Annotated in this window: 5 protein-coding genes; 4 read left to right on the forward strand and 1 reads right to left on the reverse strand. The window is 59.4% G+C overall.

The genetic code is table 11. From position 1 onward, the window contains the following. Nucleotides 1-143 precede the first annotated feature (143 nt). The gene (locus BLL38_RS07425; protein ID WP_076961970.1) at nt 144-12,824 is read right to left on the reverse strand and encodes a retention module-containing protein; all 12,681 of its coding nucleotides are present in this window, start codon (nt 12,822-12,824) and stop codon (nt 144-146) included. A 337-nt stretch (nt 12,825-13,161) separates the two neighbouring features. Here BLL38_RS07425 and BLL38_RS07430 point away from each other — a divergent pair, with 337 nt between their 5' ends. The 4 genes from BLL38_RS07430 to BLL38_RS07445 all read left to right on the forward strand — a co-directional run bounded on the left by BLL38_RS07430 (nt 13,162) and on the right by BLL38_RS07445 (nt 19,326). Next, nucleotides 13,162-14,523, forward strand: coding sequence for a TolC family outer membrane protein (locus tag BLL38_RS07430; RefSeq protein WP_076961971.1), 1,362 nt, complete (start codon nt 13,162-13,164; stop codon nt 14,521-14,523). A 41-nt stretch (nt 14,524-14,564) separates the two neighbouring features. Further along, the gene (locus BLL38_RS07435; RefSeq protein WP_076961972.1) at nt 14,565-16,721 is read left to right on the forward strand and encodes a type I secretion system permease/ATPase; all 2,157 of its coding nucleotides are present in this window, start codon (nt 14,565-14,567) and stop codon (nt 16,719-16,721) included. Then, on the forward strand, nt 16,711-18,072 hold the full coding sequence (locus BLL38_RS07440; protein ID WP_076961973.1) for an HlyD family type I secretion periplasmic adaptor subunit: 1,362 nt from the start codon (nt 16,711-16,713) through the stop codon (nt 18,070-18,072). The genes BLL38_RS07435 and BLL38_RS07440 overlap by 11 nt, the downstream gene beginning before the upstream one ends. Nucleotides 18,073-18,405: 333 nt before the next feature. Beyond that, entirely contained in the window at nt 18,406-19,326 is a 921-nt protein-coding gene (locus tag BLL38_RS07445; protein ID WP_076961974.1) for a LysR family transcriptional regulator, read from the forward strand. Nucleotides 19,327-19,425 lie beyond the last annotated feature (99 nt).

The raw sequence follows: 19,425 nt of genomic DNA on the forward strand, positions 1-19,425 counted from the left end.
CAGAACTGACGACAGCCTGTCAGCAGCATAGGCCAACGGCGCGCGATTGGGCATGAGTATGCCGTGCAATCGTTGCCCCATGCCAGTGAACGGTGGCCGCAAATGAATCGGCCGCCTCAAGAGGCGGCCGGGTCATGGGTGCATTAGGTGTGATCGACCTTGATGGTCGGGTCAGCACCACTGATCAACGAATTGATCGTCTGGCCGGACCAGTTGTTGCCTTCGAGCTTGATCGTCACATCTGCGTTGGCCAGGCCGCCGGCAGCGTTGAGCTTGCCTTCGGAGCTGATCTGCAGCGTGGTCACGTTATCCACCGTGGTCAACTTCAGGAAGTTGTCGATGGTGCTGTCGGTTTCGCCCTTGAGCAGGTCGCGCAGGTCGATCCGGTCGCCTTCCGAGGCCTTGAAGTCCTTGATCACATCGTTGCCGACGTCACCGGATCTCCAGATGAAGGTATCGGCACCGGTGCCGCCGATCAGGATGTCATTGCCCTGGCCGCCGATCAGCGTGTCGTTGCCGGTCCCGCCCAACAGGATGTCGTTGCCCTTGCCACCGTCCAGGTAGTCGTTGCCGCCCTGGCCGAACAGGATGTCATCACCCGAGCCACCCAGCAGGGTGTCATTACCGTCCTTGGCGCCCGAGGTGTTGAACTCGTTGTAATGCTCGGTGATGTACTTGTGCACATCCTGGCCGGTGACTGCCGACACGGCCACGCCGTTTTTCCCGGCCACGTAGGACTGGATAGCGTTGTAGCCCTCGCCGGTAACGCCTGGGAAGCTCACCAGGTCGCCGAACAGGATGTCGTTGCCGTCACCCCCGTCGACACGGTCGGCACCCGGTAGGGTGGCCTCGCTGCTCCCGAGGATGGCGTTGGCCAGGTCCTTGGGATCGATGTTGGCTTGTGGCTTGTTGTCGCTGTCGTACGGTGCCAACTGCTCCAGGCCGACCCCGCTTTTAAGGCCGATGGCTTCTACGCCACCTGTGGACAGGCCTTTGAGCAGCGCGAACGCGTTCTGGGAGTTGGTAGCGGTGGCTGTATCGGTGTAGTTGCCATAACCGTCACGAACGGATGTCTCATAGGTGCCATCCCCTTGTGCGTGGATGGTCCCCCGGTCGTACGCTGTGCCGTAGTACCAGAGGGTCACCTTACCGACAGAGTTGATCTCAAGGGAGATATTCGACTCGATATTGATCCGGGTGGCGGTACCTAAGGTGTAGTTGTTCATGTTAACGACGTCATCAAGCTTGACGTTGCCGTACAAGGTCGGGTTGGTCTGCTCAGCACGCTGATAGAACGTCGGTTCACCATCAGTGATGAAGTATGTGGTGTTGATTGCGCCAGTGTTGCCAGTCGCCAGGCCACTTTTGAAGAAGTTGGATGCCGCCTTGAACACGTCTTCGTAGTTGGTGCCGCCGGTCGACACCATCTTATCCAGGACTTTCTGCAGCGCATCCAGTGCACCCGGGTCTTTCAGGTTGACTGTAACCGTGCGATTGACCTGGTCACTGAAGTCCGCCAGGAAGATATTCACGGTGCCAGATGTGCTGGAGCCAATGCTGTCTTTCAGCGAGTTGAACACGGTAGTCAACGAGGCTTTCGCCGCCGCTACCGAGTCCGAACCCATACTGCCCGACGTATCGATCATGAACGCGATGTTGTAGTTCTTGCCCTGGACTACGTTCAGGCCAGAAACGTCCGCCACGATGATATCGTTGCCACTGGTACCGGCAACATTGTCATCGCCAGAGGTCGCCGTGGTCCCGCTATACGTGGCCGGGTATACCTTGACCGGCAATTGGGCAACGGTTTGGGCCGAGCCGCCGAGGCTTTCGGTGGAGGTCGAGGTCACGGTCAGGTTGTACTGGCCGCTGGTGTAAGGCAGTGGCTTGAGGCTCAGGTTGTTGAGGTTCCAGCCGGTGACGTCCACTTCGGTCTGGCCCTGGGTCGCCGTGAAGGTATGCCCGGCACCGTCGCTGAGCACTGCGCCCACCGGGATGCTGCCGATCTTCACGCTCAGGGTTTCCGAACCGTCGGTATCGGTCAGGCCGGTGGTGACTTTGCTCAGCTTGACGGTGCCGTTTTCCAGCCCTTCATTGAGCTTGTACGCGTCGTAGTAGCCCTGGCCATTGGTGCCGTGCAGGTCAGACACCTGGGCCCCGGCGTTGATCAGGTCATTGACCCCGGTGTAGATCGGGATATTGGTGTTGCTCAGGTTCGTGGTCGCACCACCGTTGACCGACAGGTTGACGTCATAGCTGCCGGCACCCGCCTGGTTGGCATGGTAGATATCAATGCTGTAGTAGCCATTGCTGGTCGGCGTGTAAGTGCCGCTGAACTGGCCGGAGTTCGAGCCCCAGGTGCCGCTGGCCACGTCTTTGCCACCGACGTTGATCAGGATGCTGTCATCGCCATAGCCGCTGAAGGTATAGGTCTTGCCGGCTTCCAGGTAGATCAGGCCGGAGGTCTTCGACCCCGCGCCGCCCGGTACGTCAGCAGTCGATGCAACGTCGGTGGCAATCGTCGTGCTGTTTGGCGTGCCCGCTTTGTCGATCGCATTTTTCAGCACGGTCGGCGAGGCGCCATTGCCGTTGGTACCCAGGTTGGCAATGCTGTTCCAGCTCTGCTTGGTCAGGCCGACCGAGGCGATGTTGTTGTCGGCAACGCTCAAGGTTGGCGCATCCGCAACCGGAGTGATATCGACTTTCACGGTAGTGCTGGTGCCCAGATCCTTGCCATCGGTGGGCTGGAACTTGAACTGTGCGTAGTCCGCCTGCTTGTTGCCCACGCCTGTGCCGCCGTAGCCGTCGGCCCCGGATTCGTTGGCATTTGGCGTGAAACGCAGTTGGCCGCCGTCGATCTGCGCCTTGGTGAAGGTCTGGCCGGCGGTCACGTTGGTCCAGGTGGTGCCGTCTGCTGCCAGGTACTGCAGCTTGCCGGCCACTGGCAGTTCGGTGATTTTCACCCCGAGGCTGGCCTGCGGAGAATCCACATCGCTGACCCCGAAATTGGCCCAGGTCAGCTTCAGCGACGTGTCTTCGGTGCCGGTGATGGCACTGCCAGTGGCAACCGGCGCGTCGTTGACTGCCACCACGTTGACCGTGGTGGTTGCCACGTTCGAGTAGTTACCGCCGTCGGTCACGGTCACGGTGATGGTCCGTGGCGTGGTGCTCGGGTCGTCGCTGCTGTTGTTGAACGTGATGTTCTTGATCTGCTGCATGTAGTCAGCCAGCGACGCCGCACCGGTGAGGGTCAGGGTGATCTTGCCGGTGGCAGGGTCCGTGGCCGAGGTCACGTTGATGCCGGGGACGTTGGTATAGCTCAGCGAGTCGTTCGGCTGAGTATTGGTCAGCACCACCGTGGCGCCAGTCAGTTGGGTGCTGTCCGGGTCGGTGATCTTGATGTCAGTGTCAGCAATCGACACGCCAGTGCCGCCTTCGGTGAACGTGGTCTTGAAGTCGTTCCCGGTGGCGCCGCTGGAGTTGTTGGCATCCAGGTCGATGGCCGGTGGTGCATCGTTATCGATAATCGACGTTTCGACTTTACCGTTGGTAGGGCTGACCACCAGGTTCTCGAAGTTGCCGCCGGAAGTGCCCGAGATGCTGATCTCGAACTTCTCCGTAGGCTCGGTCAGCTTGTCGTCGAGAGTCTTGATATCGAACGTCGCGCTGCTTTGGCCGGCCGGAATCTTCACGGTGTACACACCGGTGAAGTCGGAACCGTCCTGGGCCACGCCTTTATACGAGAGGGTCACCGTGACTTCAGTGTCCGCCGGTTGGGTCAGGTTCAACGTGTAGTGAGCGGTCTGGCCTTCGGTCACCGAGGCATCGCCCGCGATACTGATCACGGTGTTGTTCGTCACGTCCGTCACCTTGGTGACCACTGGCGTGCCGACCACGATCAGGTTTTCATACTTGTCGCCACCGCTGACCACATTGGTGATCTTGGCGGAAATATCCTTGGCGCCCACATAGAAGTCATTCGGCGCGGTGAAGTTGGCAGTACTGCTGGTCTTGCCATTGCCGATGGTAATGCTCAAGCCGTTGTCCAGCTTGACCACCAGGTCGGAGCCGACGTTGGTCACGGCCGCTCCGTTCTTGTCCACCAGGCTGGCGGTGTAGACGATCTGGCCGCCTTCGGCGACGCTGGTGGTGGTGGCCGTCAGCACAACTTTCACATCGTCGATGGTGTCGTTGATGGTGGTGGTGGCGCCATTGCCAGCCACTACGAGTTTCTCGAAGCTGCCGCCGGCTGTGTCGGTGATCTTGACGGTCTGGGTGCTCTTGTCGATGAACACGTCATCGCCAGGGGCATCCACCGTCACCGTGCCAACAGTTTCGCCGGCCTTGATGGTGATGGTTTGTTTGTTGTCGAGGGTCAAGGTGACGTCGGTGTCAGCCTTGTTGCTCAAGGTGGCGGTGTAGGTGATCTTGCCGCCTTCGTTGACGGCGCTTGGCGCGGTCAGGGTGACGGTGGTGGTGTTATCGGTGCTCGGGGTATCCGTCACGACGGTGGTGACTTTATCGGTACCTGGAACCAGGTTTTCAAAGTGCTCGCCGCCAGTTACTTCCTTGATGCCGGTAGTAACAGTCTGGTCGCCTTTGTACACGTCATCCGGTGCTACAACCGAAACAGTACCGCTCGATTGGTCCACACCGATGGTGATGACTTGTTTGTTATCCAGGGTGATCGTCAACGGACCAGTGGTGTTCAGCACCGGTGTGCCGTTCTTATCCACCAGGGTCGCGGTGTAGACGATCTGGCCGCCTTCGCCCACGGTTTTAGTGGCCGTCAGGACCACATCAACCTTGTCGATGGTGTCGTTGATGGTGGTAGTGGCGCCATTGCCTGCTACCACGAGCTTCTCGAAGTTACCGCCAGCGGTGTCGGTGATCTGGACGGTTTGCGAAGACTTGTCGATGAAGACGTCATCGCCAGGGGCATCCACCGTCACGGTACCGACGGTTTCACCGGCCTTAATGGTGATGGTTTGTTTGTTGTCGAGTGTCAGGGTGACGTCAGTGTCAGCCTTGTTGCTCAAGGTGGCGGTGTAAGTGATCTTGCCGCCTTCGTTGACGGCGCTTGGCGCGGTCAGGGTGACGGTGGTGGTGTTATCGGTGCCCGGTGTATCCGTCACCACGGTAGTGACTTTATCGGTACCCGGAACCAGGTTTTCAAAGTGCTCGCCGCCGGTGACTTCTTTAATGCCGGTAGTAACGGTTTGATCGCCTTTGTACACATCATCCGGGGCCACAACCGAAACAGTACCGCTCGATTGGTCCACACCGATGGTGATGACTTGTTTGTTATCCAGGGTGATAGTCAGCGGGCCGGTGGTGTTCAGCACCGGTGTGCCGTTTTTATCCACAAGCGTGGCGGTGTAGACGATCTGGCCGCCTTCGCCCACGGTTTTAGTGGCCGTCAGCACCACATCGACTTTGTCGATGGTGTCGTTGATGGTGGTAGTGGCGCCATTGCCAGCCACCACGAGCTTCTCGAAGTTACCGCCGGCGGTGTCGGTGATCTGGACAGTCTGGGTGCTCTTGTCGATGAATACGTCATCGCCAGGGGCATCCACCGTCACGGTACCGACAGTTTCGCCAGCTTTGATGGTGATGGTTTGCTTGTTATCGAGTGTCAGGGTGACGTCGGTATCCGCTTTATTAGAAAGCGTAGCGGTGTAGGTGATCTTGCCGCCTTCACTCACTTCCGACGGAGCCGTCAAAGTCACGGTCGTGGTGTTATCGGTACCTGGGGTATCAGTAACAGTCGTGGTGACCTTGTCAGTACCCGGAACCAGATTTTCAAAGTGTTCGCCACCGGTAACTTCTTTAATACCGGTAGTAACGGTTTGCTCGCCTTTGTACACATCATCCGGTGCCACAACCGAAACAGTGCCGCTCGATTGGTCCACACCGATGGTGATGACTTGTTTGTTATCCAGAGTGATAGTCAACGGGCCGGTGGTGTTCAGCACCGGTGTGCCGTTTTTATCCACAAGCGTGGCGGTGTAGACGATCTGGCCGCCTTCGCCCACGGTTTTGGTTGCGGTCAGCACCACATCGACTTTGTCGATGGTGTCGTTGATCGTGGTAGTTGCGCCATTGCCTGCGACTACGAGCTTCTCGAAGTTACCGCCAGCGGTGTCGGTGATCTTGACGGTCTGGGTACTCTTGTCGATGAACACGTCATCGCCTGGAGCATCAACTGTCACGGTACCGACGGTTTCACCGGCCTTGATGGTGATGGTTTGTTTGTTGTCGAGGGTCAAGGTGACGTCGGTGTCAGCCTTGTTGCTCAAGGTGGCGGTGTAGGTGATCTTGCCGCCTTCGTTGACGGCGCTTGGCGCGGTCAGGGTGACGGTGGTGGTGTTATCGGTGCTCGGGGTATCCGTCACGACGGTGGTGACTTTATCGGTACCTGGAACCAGGTTTTCAAAGTGCTCGCCGCCAGTTACTTCCTTGATGCCGGTAGTAACAGTCTGGTCGCCTTTGTACACATCATCTGGAGCCACAACCGAAACAGTACCGCTCGATTGGTCCACACCGATGGTGATGACTTGTTTGTTATCCAGGGTGATCGTCAACGGACCAGTGGTGTTCAGCACCGGTGTGCCGTTCTTATCCACCAGGGTCGCGGTGTAGACGATCTGGCCGCCTTCGCCCACGGTTTTAGTGGCCGTCAGGACCACATCAACCTTGTCGATGGTGTCGTTGATGGTGGTAGTGGCGCCATTGCCTGCTACCACGAGCTTCTCGAAGTTACCGCCAGCGGTGTCGGTGATCTGGACGGTTTGCGAAGACTTGTCGATGAAGACGTCATCGCCAGGGGCATCCACCGTCACGGTACCGACGGTTTCGCCAGCTTTGATGGTGATGGTTTGTTTGTTATCGAGTGTCAGGGTGACGTCAGTGTCAGCCTTGTTGCTCAAGGTGGCGGTGTAGGTGATCTTGCCGCCTTCGTTGACGGCGCTTGGCGCGGTCAGGGTGACGGTGGTGGTGTTATCGGTGCCCGGTGTATCCGTCACCACGGTAGTGACTTTATCGGTACCTGGAACCAGGTTTTCAAAGTGCTCGCCGCCAGTTACTTCCTTGATGCCGGTAGTAACAGTCTGGTCGCCTTTGTACACATCATCTGGAGCCACAACCGAAACAGTACCGCTCGATTGGTCCACACCGATGGTGATGACTTGTTTGTTATCCAGGGTGATCGTCAACGGACCAGTGGTGTTCAGCACCGGTGTGCCGTTCTTATCCACCAGGGTCGCGGTGTAGACGATCTGGCCGCCTTCGCCCACGGTTTTAGTGGCCGTCAGGACCACATCAACCTTGTCGATGGTGTCGTTGATGGTGGTAGTGGCGCCATTGCCTGCTACCACGAGCTTCTCGAAGTTACCGCCAGCGGTGTCGGTGATCTGGACGGTTTGCGAAGACTTGTCGATGAAGACGTCATCGCCAGGGGCATCCACCGTCACGGTACCGACGGTTTCGCCAGCTTTGATGGTGATGGTTTGTTTGTTATCGAGTGTCAGGGTGACGTCAGTGTCAGCCTTGTTGCTCAAGGTGGCGGTGTAGGTGATCTTGCCGCCTTCGTTGACGGCGCTTGGCGCGGTCAGGGTGACGGTGGTGGTGTTATCGGTGCCCGGTGTATCCGTCACCACGGTAGTGACTTTATCGGTACCTGGAACCAGGTTTTCAAAGTGCTCGCCGCCGGTGACTTCTTTAATGCCGGTAGTAACGGTTTGATCGCCTTTGTACACATCATCCGGGGCCACAACCGAAACAGTACCGCTCGATTGGTCCACACCGATGGTGATGACTTGTTTGTTATCCAGGGTGATAGTCAGCGGGCCGGTGGTGTTCAGCACCGGTGTGCCGTTTTTATCCACAAGCGTGGCGGTGTAGACGATCTGGCCGCCTTCGCCCACGGTTTTGGTTGCGGTCAGCACCACATCGACTTTGTCGATGGTGTCGTTGATCGTGGTAGTCGCACCATTGCCAGCCACCACGAGCTTCTCGAAGTTACCGCCGGCGGTGTCGGTGATCTGGACAGTCTGGGTGCTCTTGTCGATGAATACGTCATCGCCTGGAGCGTCCACCGTCACGGTACCGACGGTTTCACCGGCCTTGATGGTGATGGTTTGCTTGTTATCGAGTGTCAGGGTGACGTCGGTATCCGCTTTATTAGAAAGCGTAGCGGTGTAGGTGATTTTTCCACCCTCACTCACTTCAGACGGAGCCGTCAAAGTCACAGTCGTGGTGTTATCGGTACCTGGGGTATCAGTAACAGTCGTGGTGACCTTGTCAGTACCCGGAACCAGGTTTTCAAAGTGCTCGCCACCGGTAACTTCTTTAATACCGGTAGTAACGGTTTGATCGCCTTTGTACACATCATCCGGGGCCACAACCGAAACAGTGCCGCTCGATTGGTCCACACCGATGGTGATGACCTGCTTGTTATCCAGAGTGATAGTCAACGGGCCAGTGGTGTTCAGCACCGGTGTGCCGTTTTTATCCACAAGCGTGGCGGTGTAGACAATTGCGCCGCCTTCGCCCACGGTTTTAGTGGCCGTCAGTACCACATCGACCTTGTCGATAGTGTCGTTGATGGTGGTAGTGGCGCCATTGCCTGCGACTACGAGTTTCTCGAAGTTGCCACCGGCGGTGTCAGTGATCTTGACGGTCTGCGAAGACTTGTCGATGAACACGTCATCGCCTGGAGCATCCACCGTCACGGTGCCGACAGTTTCGCCAGCTTTGATGGTGATGGTTTGCTTGTTGTCGAGGGTCAGGGTGACGTCAGTATCCGCTTTATTAGAAAGCGTAGCGGTGTAGGTGATTTTTCCACCCTCACTCACTTCAGACGGAGCCGTCAAAGTCACAGTGGTGGTGTTATCGGTACCCGGTGTATCCGTCACCACGGTGGTGACTTTATCGGTCCCCGGAACCAGATTTTCAAAGTGCTCACCGCCGGTGACTTCTTTAATGCCGGTAGTAACAGTCTGATCACCTTTGTACACATCATCCGGGGCCACAACCGAAACAGTGCCGCTCGATTGGTCCACACCGATGGTGATGACTTGTTTGTTATCCAGGGTGATAGTCAACGGGCCAGTGGTGTTCAGCACCGGTGCGCCGTTTTTATCCACAAGCGTGGCGGTGTAGACAATTGCGCCGCCTTCGCCCACGGTTTTAGTGGCCGTCAGCACCACATCGACCTTGTCGATAGTGTCGTTGATGGTGGTAGTCGCACCATTGCCAGCCACCACGAGCTTCTCGAAGTTGCCGCCGGCGGTGTCGGTGATCTGGACAGTCTGGGTGCTCTTGTCGATGAACACGTCATCGCCAGGGGCATCCACCGTCACCGTGCCAACAGTTTCGCCGGCCTTGATGGTGATGGTTTGCTTGTTGTCGAGGGTCAAGGTGACGTCGGTGTCAGCCTTGTTGCTCAAGGTGGCGGTGTAGGTGATCTTGCCGCCTTCGTTGACGGCGCTTGGCGCGGTCAGGGTGACGGTGGTGGTGTTATCGGTGCCCGGTGTATCCGTCACCACGGTAGTGACTTTATCGGTACCCGGAACCAGGTTTTCAAAGTGCTCGCCACCGGTGACTTCCTTGATGCCGGTAGTAACAGTCTGGTCGCCTTTGTACACGTCATCCGGGGCCACAACCGAAACAGTGCCGCTCGATTGGTCTACACCGATGGTGATGACTTGTTTGTTATCCAGAGTGATCGTCAGCGGGCCGGTGGTGTTCAGCACCGGTGTGCCGTTTTTATCCACAAGCGTGGCGGTGTAGACGATCTGGCCGCCTTCGCCCACGGTTTTGGTCGCAGTCAGGACCACATCAACCTTGTCGATGGTGTCGTTGATCGTGGTAGTCGCGCCATTGCCAGCCACCACGAGCTTCTCGAAGTTACCGCCGGCGGTGTCGGTGATCTGGACGGTTTGCGAAGACTTGTCGATGAACACGTCATCGCCAGGGGCATCCACCGTCACGGTACCGACAGTTTCGCCAGCTTTGATGGTGATGGTTTGCTTGTTATCGAGCGTCAGGGTGACGTCGGTATCCGCTTTATTAGAAAGCGTAGCGGTGTAGGTGATCTTGCCGCCTTCACTCACTTCCGACGGAGCCGTCAAAGTCACAGTGGTGGTGTTATCGGTACCCGGTGTATCCGTCACAACGGTAGTGACTTTATCGGTACCCGGAACCAGGTTTTCAAAGTGCTCGCCACCGGTGACTTCCTTGATGCCGGTAGTAACAGTCTGGTCGCCTTTGTACACGTCATCCGGCGCCACAACCGAAACAGTACCGCTCGACTGGTTCACGCCGATGGTGATGACCTGGTTGTTATCCAGCGTCACAGTCACAGGGCCGGTGGTGTTCAGCACCGGTGCGCCGTTTTTATCCACAAGCGTGGCGGTGTAGACAATCTCGCCGCCTTCACCCACGGTTTTGGTCGCCGTCAGAACCACATCAACCTTGTCGATGGTGTCGTTGATCTGCGTTGTCGCCCCACCCGGTGCGATATCCAGCTTCTCGAAACCACCGCCCACGAAGTCTGGATTGATCGTGACGTTGATCGGACCTGCGTCTTTGAAGACGTCGTCGCCCGGTGCCTTGGAGGTCACCTGGCCGGTTGTCTCGCCCTTGGCGATGGTGATGACGTCACCGTTGCTCAGGGTCAGGGTCAGGTCGCTGCCGGCCTTGTTGCTCAAGGTCGCGGTGTAGGTAATGGTCCCGCCTTCGTTGGCCTCGCCTGGCGCGGTCAGGGTGACGGTGGTGGTGTCGGTGGTGCCGGGGGTGTCGGTTACGGTGGTGTTGACCGGCGTAGTGCCTGGCACCAGGTTCTCGAAATGCGCGCCGCCGGTCACCTGGGTGATGGCGGTGGTGACGGTCTGGTTGCCTTCATACACATCGTTCGGCGCAACCGTGGTGGTGGTGCCGGCGGATTGGCCGACGCCGATAGTAATGGTCTGGCCATTGTCCAGCGTCACGGTCAGCGGATTGGTGGCATTGGTCACGGGGTTGCCAGCCTTGTCCACCAGCGACGCGGTGTAGACGATAGTACCGCCTTCGCCCACGGTGGTCGTCGCGGTCAGGACCACATCGACCTTGTCGAGCGTGTCGTTGACGGTGGTGGTTGCCCCATCGCCCGCCACTTCCAGTTTTTCGAAGTTGCCGCCGGTTGTCTCGGTGATCTTGACGGTTTGCGTGCTCTTATCGACAAACACGTCATCGCCCGGAGCATCGACCGTGACCGAACCAATGGTTTCGCCCGCCTTGATAATGATGGTCGAACCGTTATCCAGCTTCAGCGTAACGTCAGTCTCCGCCTTATTGGAGAGCGTGGCGGTGTAGGTGATCTGGCCGCCTTCGCTGACATCGCCCGGTGCGGTCAGCGTCACGGTGGTGGTGTCGACCGAGTCGGTGATGGTGGTGACGGCTGGCGCCGGGTTGGGCACCAGGTTTTCAAAATTGCCGCCGGTGGTCCCGGTGATGGTCGTGGTGACCGTGCTGCCGTTGACGTAGACGTCATTGGCCGGGGTGTCGACCACCACGGTGCCCACGGATTCACCGGCCTTGATGGTAATCACTGAACCGTTGGACAGGGTGACCGTCAGCGGGGTTTGCGCCGGGTTGGTCAAGGTCGCGGTGTAGGTGATCTGGCCGCCCTCGGTGACCGTGTTGGTGGCGGTGAGGGTCAGGCCGGTGTCGTCGAGCGAGTCGGTAATCGTGGTGACGGCTGGCGTGGTGTCGGGCACCAGGTTTTCAAAGTTGCCCCCGGTTGCCCCGGTAATCGTGGTGCTGACCGTGCTGCCATTGTTGTAGACGTCATTGGCCGGCGTTTCGACCACCACGGTGCCCGTGGACTTGCCCGGTTCGATAGTAATCACCGAGCCGTTGCTCAAGGTGATGGTGACCGGGGTCTGCGCCGGGTTGGTCAAGGTGGCGGTGTAGGTGATCGGGCCGCCCTCGGTCACCGTTTCGCCTGCTGTCAGGGTGACCGTGGTGGTGTCGATGGTGTCGGTGATCTGGGTCACGGCCGGTGTTGGGTCGGTGGTCACGATCAGGTTGGCGCCGCCAGTGGTGCCGGTGATGGTGACGGTGATCTGGCCCGGGTCGATGTACGGGCTGTCGTTGGGCGCCAAGGGTACATTGACGGAGCCGGTCAACTGGCCGGCGGGGATGGTGATCACTGAACCGTTGGACAGGGTCACATTCAGGTCGCCGCTCGATGCCTGGGTCACGGTGGCGGTATAGGTCAGCACGCCACCGGCTTCGGTGATCGTCGGGGTTGCGCTCAGCGTCAGGGTGGCCGCCTGTTGGACCAGGCCTGCATTGGTGCCCAGCCCTCCGATGTCTTGGGTCAGGGGCGAAGTGGCAAAGCCCAGGCCGCCAGTCGGGAAGCCAATCTGCGGCGCAACGCTGCCCGCAGTCGCATCCAGCAGGACAAAGCTGTGACCGCCCCCCGCAGCGCCCGTACCGGGAGCATTTGCGCCGGCGGCGGTGGCTTCCAGGTCGGTTGTCGGGTCAGCGCCGGCCGCAATGGCTTGTTGCAGCTCGGCAACTGACGGCGCGGCCTGGGCGGTCGCTGCGGCCAGGTCGGTGCTGGAGTCCGGTGTCGCGGCGCTCCACTGGGTATCGCGGCCCAGGTCCAGAATGCGACCATCGGCCAGCTCCAGGCTGATGGCGCCCGACATACCGGTGTCGACTTGGTCGCCCGCGAACAGGCGGTCACCTTCAACGAGTACACGCCGCGCCCCTTCCGGAGAAATAACAAAAACCTGGCCAACAATGCTTTTGACGATGGCAACAACACTGCTCATGAAGATTTCTCCGGCGATCCGTTCGGGTGACTTCCATAGGCCTGGCCACTAGTTAGACGCCAGGTTGGAGGTGCTTTGAAATTTGACGATTGTTTCGTCAATATTTTGGCTTCTTTATTTCGCAATTAACTTTATGCCAAACTATTGACCTTCTTGGCGCCATCCTAAACAATCGCTCCACTAATGTCACATTGATATTTGCGCGGCGAACCGTCCTACATGTGTGAACCAGTTCCGCTTTTGAACTTTCCGACGTACGGTCATTACGGTTGCCATTTTCCGACACAGCGGCCTGATCTGCTGTGACTTGAGACAAGAAGTCCTGGGGAATTCCTAAATGCGTCTGCACCTGCTCAAGGCAATACCGTTCGTCCTCGCTACCAGCTTTGTACAAGCTCAAACCTTGCCGCAAGCAATGCAGCAAGCGTTGGATGTGCATCCGGAAATCCAGGCCGGGGTGAATAGCCGCCTGTCTGCCGACTACCAATTGAAGGCGGCCCAGGGCGGTTACCTGCCGCGGGTGGATGCTTTGGCGGGTTATGGCCGTGAAGGCACTGATAATTCCACGACCCGTGCCAACAATGCTTCCCGTGGCAGCTCCAAGGATTGGGATACTCTGAGCCGTGGTGAGTCTAGCCTGCGTTTGCAGCAAATGATTTTTGACGGTTTTGCCACCTCCAACGAAGTCGGGCGTCAACAAGCCACCGTCAATTCCCGTGCCTACTCGTTGCTCGGCACTTCCGAGCGCACGGCATTGACCGTCGCCCAGGTTTACCTGGATGTGCTGACCCGTCGCGAGTTTGTACGCCTGGCCGAAGACAATCTGCGTAACCACGAGCGTATCTACGACCAGATCAAGCTGCGCGCCCAGCGTGGCGTGGGCAGCGGCGCTGACCTGGACCAGGCCGAAGCCCGTCTGGCCCAGGCCCGCAACAACCTGATTACCGAGCAGACCAACCTGGCCGACGCCCAGACCAATTACTTCAGCGCCGTTGGCCAGATGCCCGACCAACTGGAGCGTCCGGGTGGCCTTGCCATGCTGCCCGCCGACCTGAACGAAGCGCGCCGCCAGATGCTCGACAACAGCCCGATCCTGCGTTCGGCCGAGTCCGATATCGTCGCCGCCGAAAAGCAGTATGAAGCCGCCAAATCTGCCTTCTACCCACGTTTCGATGCCGAACTGGGCACGAATGCCGACAATAATATCAGTGGTCAGCCTTCCCACAGCAACGGTTGGGAAGCCATGGTCCGCATGCGTTTCAACCTGTTCGCCGGTGGCAGCAACAAGGCCGATCTGGAGTCCAAGTCCTATCAGTCCAATCAGGCCTTGGATATCCGCAACAATGCTCTGCGCGTGCTGAACGAAGAGCTGGGCCTGGCCTGGAACGCCTTGAACAACGCCAACGCCCAGGTGCCGATCGCTCAGCAATACGTCGATCACAGCACCAGTGTGCGCACGGCCTATCAGAAGCAATTCACCCTGGGCGAGCGGACCCTGCTCGACTTGCTCGACAGTGAAAACGAGTTGTTCACCGCTTCGCGTCGTCTGGAAGATATAAAAAACGTTCAGTTATTTACTCAGTACCGAATCAAGGCGACCATGGGCGAGTTGCTCAAGAGCCAGGGAGTGGTCGCACCGATGGCCTCCGTCGTACAGAACGACGTGAAGCCGAAAGTTCAACTGCCGGGGATGAATTGAGCTATTCCTTATAGACCTATCCGTTAGTTGAGAGAGCCCGCGTGGAATCAGAAGTTAGTCGAGTCCATCTCAGTCATGATCCACGCACATTGCACGACGACCCGTTACTCGACGGGTTGTTGGCGCTCTGCGCCCTGCACCAGAAGCCCGCCAGTGCGGCGATGCTGACCACCGGTCTGCCATTGCCATCGCAGCAACTGACTGCCGATTTGCTGGCCCGGGCCGCCGCCCGCGCCGGTTTGCAAGGGCGGCTGCTGCAACGCAAGCTCGATTCGATTCCCGCGATTGCCATGCCGGCGCTGCTGTTGCTCAAGGACGGCCGCAGTGCCGTGCTGCTTGGCTGGCAGGGTGAAGACGAGGCCCAGGTGCTGCTCAGCGAAAGCGATGGCGGTGAAACCATCGTCAAGCGTGAAGCCTTGGCCGATGACTACATCGGTAAAGTGTTCTTCGCCCAGCCCCAGCACAAATTCGATGTCAGCCACGGCACCCTGATCCCCCGGGCCCGCTCGTGGTTTCGCGACACCCTCAAGCGTTCGCGCTGGCTCTACGCCGATGCCATCGCCGCCAGTTTCCTGATCAACCTGATTGCCATGGCCGCGCCGTTGTTCGTGATGAACGTCTACGACCGCGTGGTGCCGAACCAGGCCATCGCCACCTTGTGGGTGCTGGCCACCGGTATTTTTATCGCCTATGTCTTCGACCTGGTCCTCAAGAGCCTGCGCAGCCTGTGCCTGGACCTGGCCGGCAAGAAAACCGACCTGATCATCTCGGCCACGCTGTTCGAGCGGATTGTCGGCATGTCGATGAAGTACCGCCCGGCGCGGGTCGGCAGCTTCGCCCAGAACATCCACGAGTTTCAGAGCCTGCGCGACTTCCTCGCGTCCCTGACCCTCACCAGCCTGATCGACTTGCCGTTCACCCTGCTGATCTTCCTGGTGATCGCCATCCTCGGCGGGCACCTGGTGTGGATCCCCATGCTGGCCTTCCCGATTGCCCTGGGCATCGGCTACCTGCTGCAAAAGCCACTGGTCGCCACCATGGAACGCACCATGGCCCTGGCCTCCGAGCGCCAGTCGAGCCTGATCGAAACCCTGGCCGGGCTGGATGCGGTCAAGGTCAACAACGCTGAAAGCGAGCGCCAGTACCAGTGGGAACAGACCATTGGCACCCTCAGCCGCCTTGAGCTGCGGGTGAAAATGCTCTCTGGGCTGTCGATGAACATCACCCTGCTGATCCAGCAACTGGCGGGCGTGATCATGATTGTCTTCGGCGTCTACCAGATCATCGCCGGCAACCTCAGCATGGGCGGCCTGATTGCCTGCTACATGCTCAGTGGCCGCGCCCTCAGCCCCCTGGCGTCGCTGTCGGGCTTGATGACCCGCTACCAGCAGGCCAAAGTCACCATGGTCTCCACCGACCAGATGATGGAGCTGCCCCAGGAGCGCAACTTTGAAGAGCGCCCCTTGAGCCGCCGCACCCTGCAAGGCGCCATCGAGTGCCGGGGCCTGAACTTCACCTACCCCAACCAGCAGAACATGGCGCTCAAGAACATCAACCTGGTGATCAAGCCCGGCGAGAAGATCGGCATCATCGGGCGCAGCGGCTCGGGTAAAAGCTCCCTGGCCAAACTGATCGTGGGCCTCTACCAACCCGACTCCGGCGCCTTGCTGGTAGACGGTGTAGACATTCGCCAGATCGACGTCAGCGAACTGCGCCACAACGTCGGCTACGTGCCCCAGGACATCCAGCTGCTGGCCGGCACCCTGCGCGACAACCTGGTCTCCGGCGCCCGCTACGTTGAAGATGAAGTGGTGCTGCAAGCCGCCGAACTGGCGGGTGTCCACGAATTTGCCCGTCTGCACCCGCAAGGCTACGAGCTGCAAGTGGGCGAGCGTGGCCAGAACCTCTCTGGCGGCCAGCGACAAAACGTCGCCCTGGCGCGTGCCCTGCTGCTCAACCCGCCGATCCTGCTGCTGGACGAACCAACCAGCGCCATGGACAACACCGGTGAGGAGCGGCTTAAACAGCGTCTGCAATCCGTTGTGGCCAACAAGACCGTGGTGCTGGTGACGCACCGTGCGTCGTTGCTGTCCCTGGTGGACCGTTTGTTGGTCATCGACCGTGGGCAGATCCTCGCGGATGGCCCGAAAGCCATCGTGATGGAAGCGTTGAAGAAGGGGCAGATCAGTGTTGCGTAAATTCAAGGACGCGGTCCGTCGTTACTTTATTGGTTCCGATTCACTGGATGGCCAGCCACTGCCCGAGGTCAAGAAGGCCCTGATCGAAGATGCCCCGCGCGTGGTGCGGCTGACCATCTGGGGGATCATCGGGTTTTTCCTGTGCATGTTGCTGTGGGCCGGCTTTGCCCAGGTCGACGAAGTGACGCGTGGGGACGGCAAGGCCATTCCATCCTCCAAGCTGCAGAAGATCCAGAACCTGGAAGGCGGCATCGTCGCCGAGTTGTACGTCAAGGAAGGGCAGATCGTCGAAGCCGGCGCGCCGCTGATTCGCCTGGACGACACGCGTTTTGTCTCCAACGCCGGGGAAACCGAGGCCCAGCGCCTGTCCCTGCTGCTGCGCATCGAACGCTTGAACGCCCAGGTCGAAGACCGGCCATTGAATATCCCTGAAGACGTGCGGGCCGCGGCGCCCACCCAGGCCATCAACGAGCAGTCGCTGTACGAAAGCCGGCGCCAGCAGTTCAAGGACGAAATCGGCGGCTTGCAAGAGCAACTGACCCAGCGCCAGCAGGAGATGCGCGAATACACCTCCAAACAGGGCCAGTACCGTAGCCAGCTGTCGTTGCAGCGCCAGGAAATCAACATGTCCGAGCCCCTGGTCGCCCAGGGTGCGGTGTCGCCAGTGGAAGTGCTGCGCCTCAAGCGTGCAGAAATGGAAACCCGTGGCCAACTGGACGCCACCACCCTGGCCATCCCCCGCGCCGATTCGGCGATCAAGGAAGTGCAGCGCAAGATCGACGAAACCCGCGGTAAATACCGCAGCGAAGCCCTGACCGAACTCAACGAAGCCCGCACCGACCTGAACAAGGCCCAGGCCACCGGCAAAGCCCTTGAAGACCGAGTGAGCCGGACCCTGGTCACCTCGCCGGTGCGTGGGATCGTCAAGCAACTGCTGGTCAACACCATTGGCGGGGTCATCCAGCCGGGCAGCGACATGGTGGAAATCGTACCGTTGGACGACACCCTGCTGGTGGAAGCCAAGATCCGCCCGCAAGACATTGCCTTCCTGCACCCAGGGCAAGAGGCCGTGGTCAAGTTCACCGCCTATGACTACACCATCTACGGCGGCCTCAAGGCCAAGCTGGAGCGTATCGGTGCCGACACCATCACCGATGAAGACAAGAAAACCACCTACTACATGATCACCCTGCGCACCGACCGCAGCCACCTGGGCACCGATGAGAAACCGCTGATCATCATCCCCGGCATGGTCGCCTCGGTCGATATCATCACCGGCAAGAAAACCATCCTCAGCTACCTGCTCAAGCCCATCATCAAGGCCCGGGCGGAGTCGTTGCAGGAGCGTTGATCTCGATTGCCCGGCCTGGCCTCATCGCAGGCAAGCCAGCTCCCACATTGGATCGGTGTACACGGTCAAAATGTGGGAGCGGGCTTGCCTGCGATAGGGCCCTCAACCTCACCCCATCCCCCATTCCCTGCCGCAAAAAGGCCATATAATTATTCTCTAACGGTATTTAAATTCCAATTCTTATATCTATAAAGTCACTCTCCTGACTGCCAGGAAGTGATCTCATGTCCACCGCCACCTACGCCGATTACCTGCCGCATAGTCTGAAACAGTACCGGTAAAGCCTGCTACGATTGCGTGCGCTGTACTCCAAACCCATCACGAGTGCTTGGCATGCAATTACCGGATATGAACCTGCTGGTGGCCCTCGACGCCTTGCTCGACGAGGGCAGTGTGGTGGGCGCCGCGCGGCGGATGAACCTCAGCCCGGCGGCGATGAGCCGCACCCTGACGCGCATTCGCGAAGCGGTGGGCGATCCGATCCTGGTGCGCGCCGGTCGCGGCCTGGTGCCGACGCCCAAGGCCCTGGAGTTGCAGGGCCAGGTGCGCAATGTGGTGGAGCAGGCGGCGTTGTTGTTCCGCTCGGCGGACGAGGTTGACCTGAGCACCTTGCGCCGGCGGTTCAGCGTGCGCGCCAATGACTTTTTTGTCGGCGTGTATGGCGGTCGTTTGTTCGATGCCATGGAACGGGTGGCACCCCACTGCGAGCTGCGTTTTGTCCCGGAAGGCGACAGTGACGACGAAGCCTTGCGCGAAGGGCGCCTGGACCTGCGCGTCGGCAATACCATGCCGATCACCCCGGAAGTGAAAGTGCAGAACCTGTTCTCCACCACCTTCGTCGGCCTGGCCCGCGAAGGCCACCCGCTGTTTGACGAAGAAATCACCGCCGCGCGCTTTGCCAGCTATTCCCATATCAGCATCTCGCGGCGCGGTATCGCCCGTGGGCCGATCGACACCGCCCTCAATGCCCAGGGCCTGGAACGCCGGGTGGCGATGATCGCGCCGGGGTTTCACGGCGCGATGTTCATGTTGCCCGACTCCGACCTGCTCCTGCCGGTGCCCAAGGAAGCGCTGTACAGCGCCAATCGCCTGAAACTGCCACTGCGCGCCTTTACCCTGCCCATCTCCCTGCCGACCCTGGTCCTGACCCAGGCCTGGCACCCGCGCTTCGACAAAGACCCGGCGCACCGATGGTTGCGCGAAACCATGCGCGAAAGCTGCGCGGCCACCTGGCGCGAAGCCCAGCCCACCTGACGACTCCCATCCAACTGTGTGGAGCTAGCCTGGCTTGTGTGGGAGCTGGCTTGCCTGCGATAGCGGTGTATCAGTGACAGATGCCTTAGCTGACACACC

The sequence above is a fragment of the Pseudomonas gessardii genome (assembly GCF_001983165.1).
GTDB classification, from domain to species: Bacteria; Pseudomonadota; Gammaproteobacteria; order Pseudomonadales; family Pseudomonadaceae; genus Aquipseudomonas; species Aquipseudomonas gessardii.

Coding starts and splice junctions, on each gene's coding strand:
- BLL38_RS07445 (WP_076961974.1), top strand. CDS start 18,406: ATGCAATTACCGGATATGAACCTGCTGGTGGCCCTCGACGCCTTGCTC.
- BLL38_RS07425 (WP_076961970.1), bottom strand. CDS start 12,824: ATGAGCAGTGTTGTTGCCATCGTCAAAAGCATTGTTGGCCAGGTTTTT.
- BLL38_RS07430 (WP_076961971.1), top strand. CDS start 13,162: ATGCGTCTGCACCTGCTCAAGGCAATACCGTTCGTCCTCGCTACCAGC.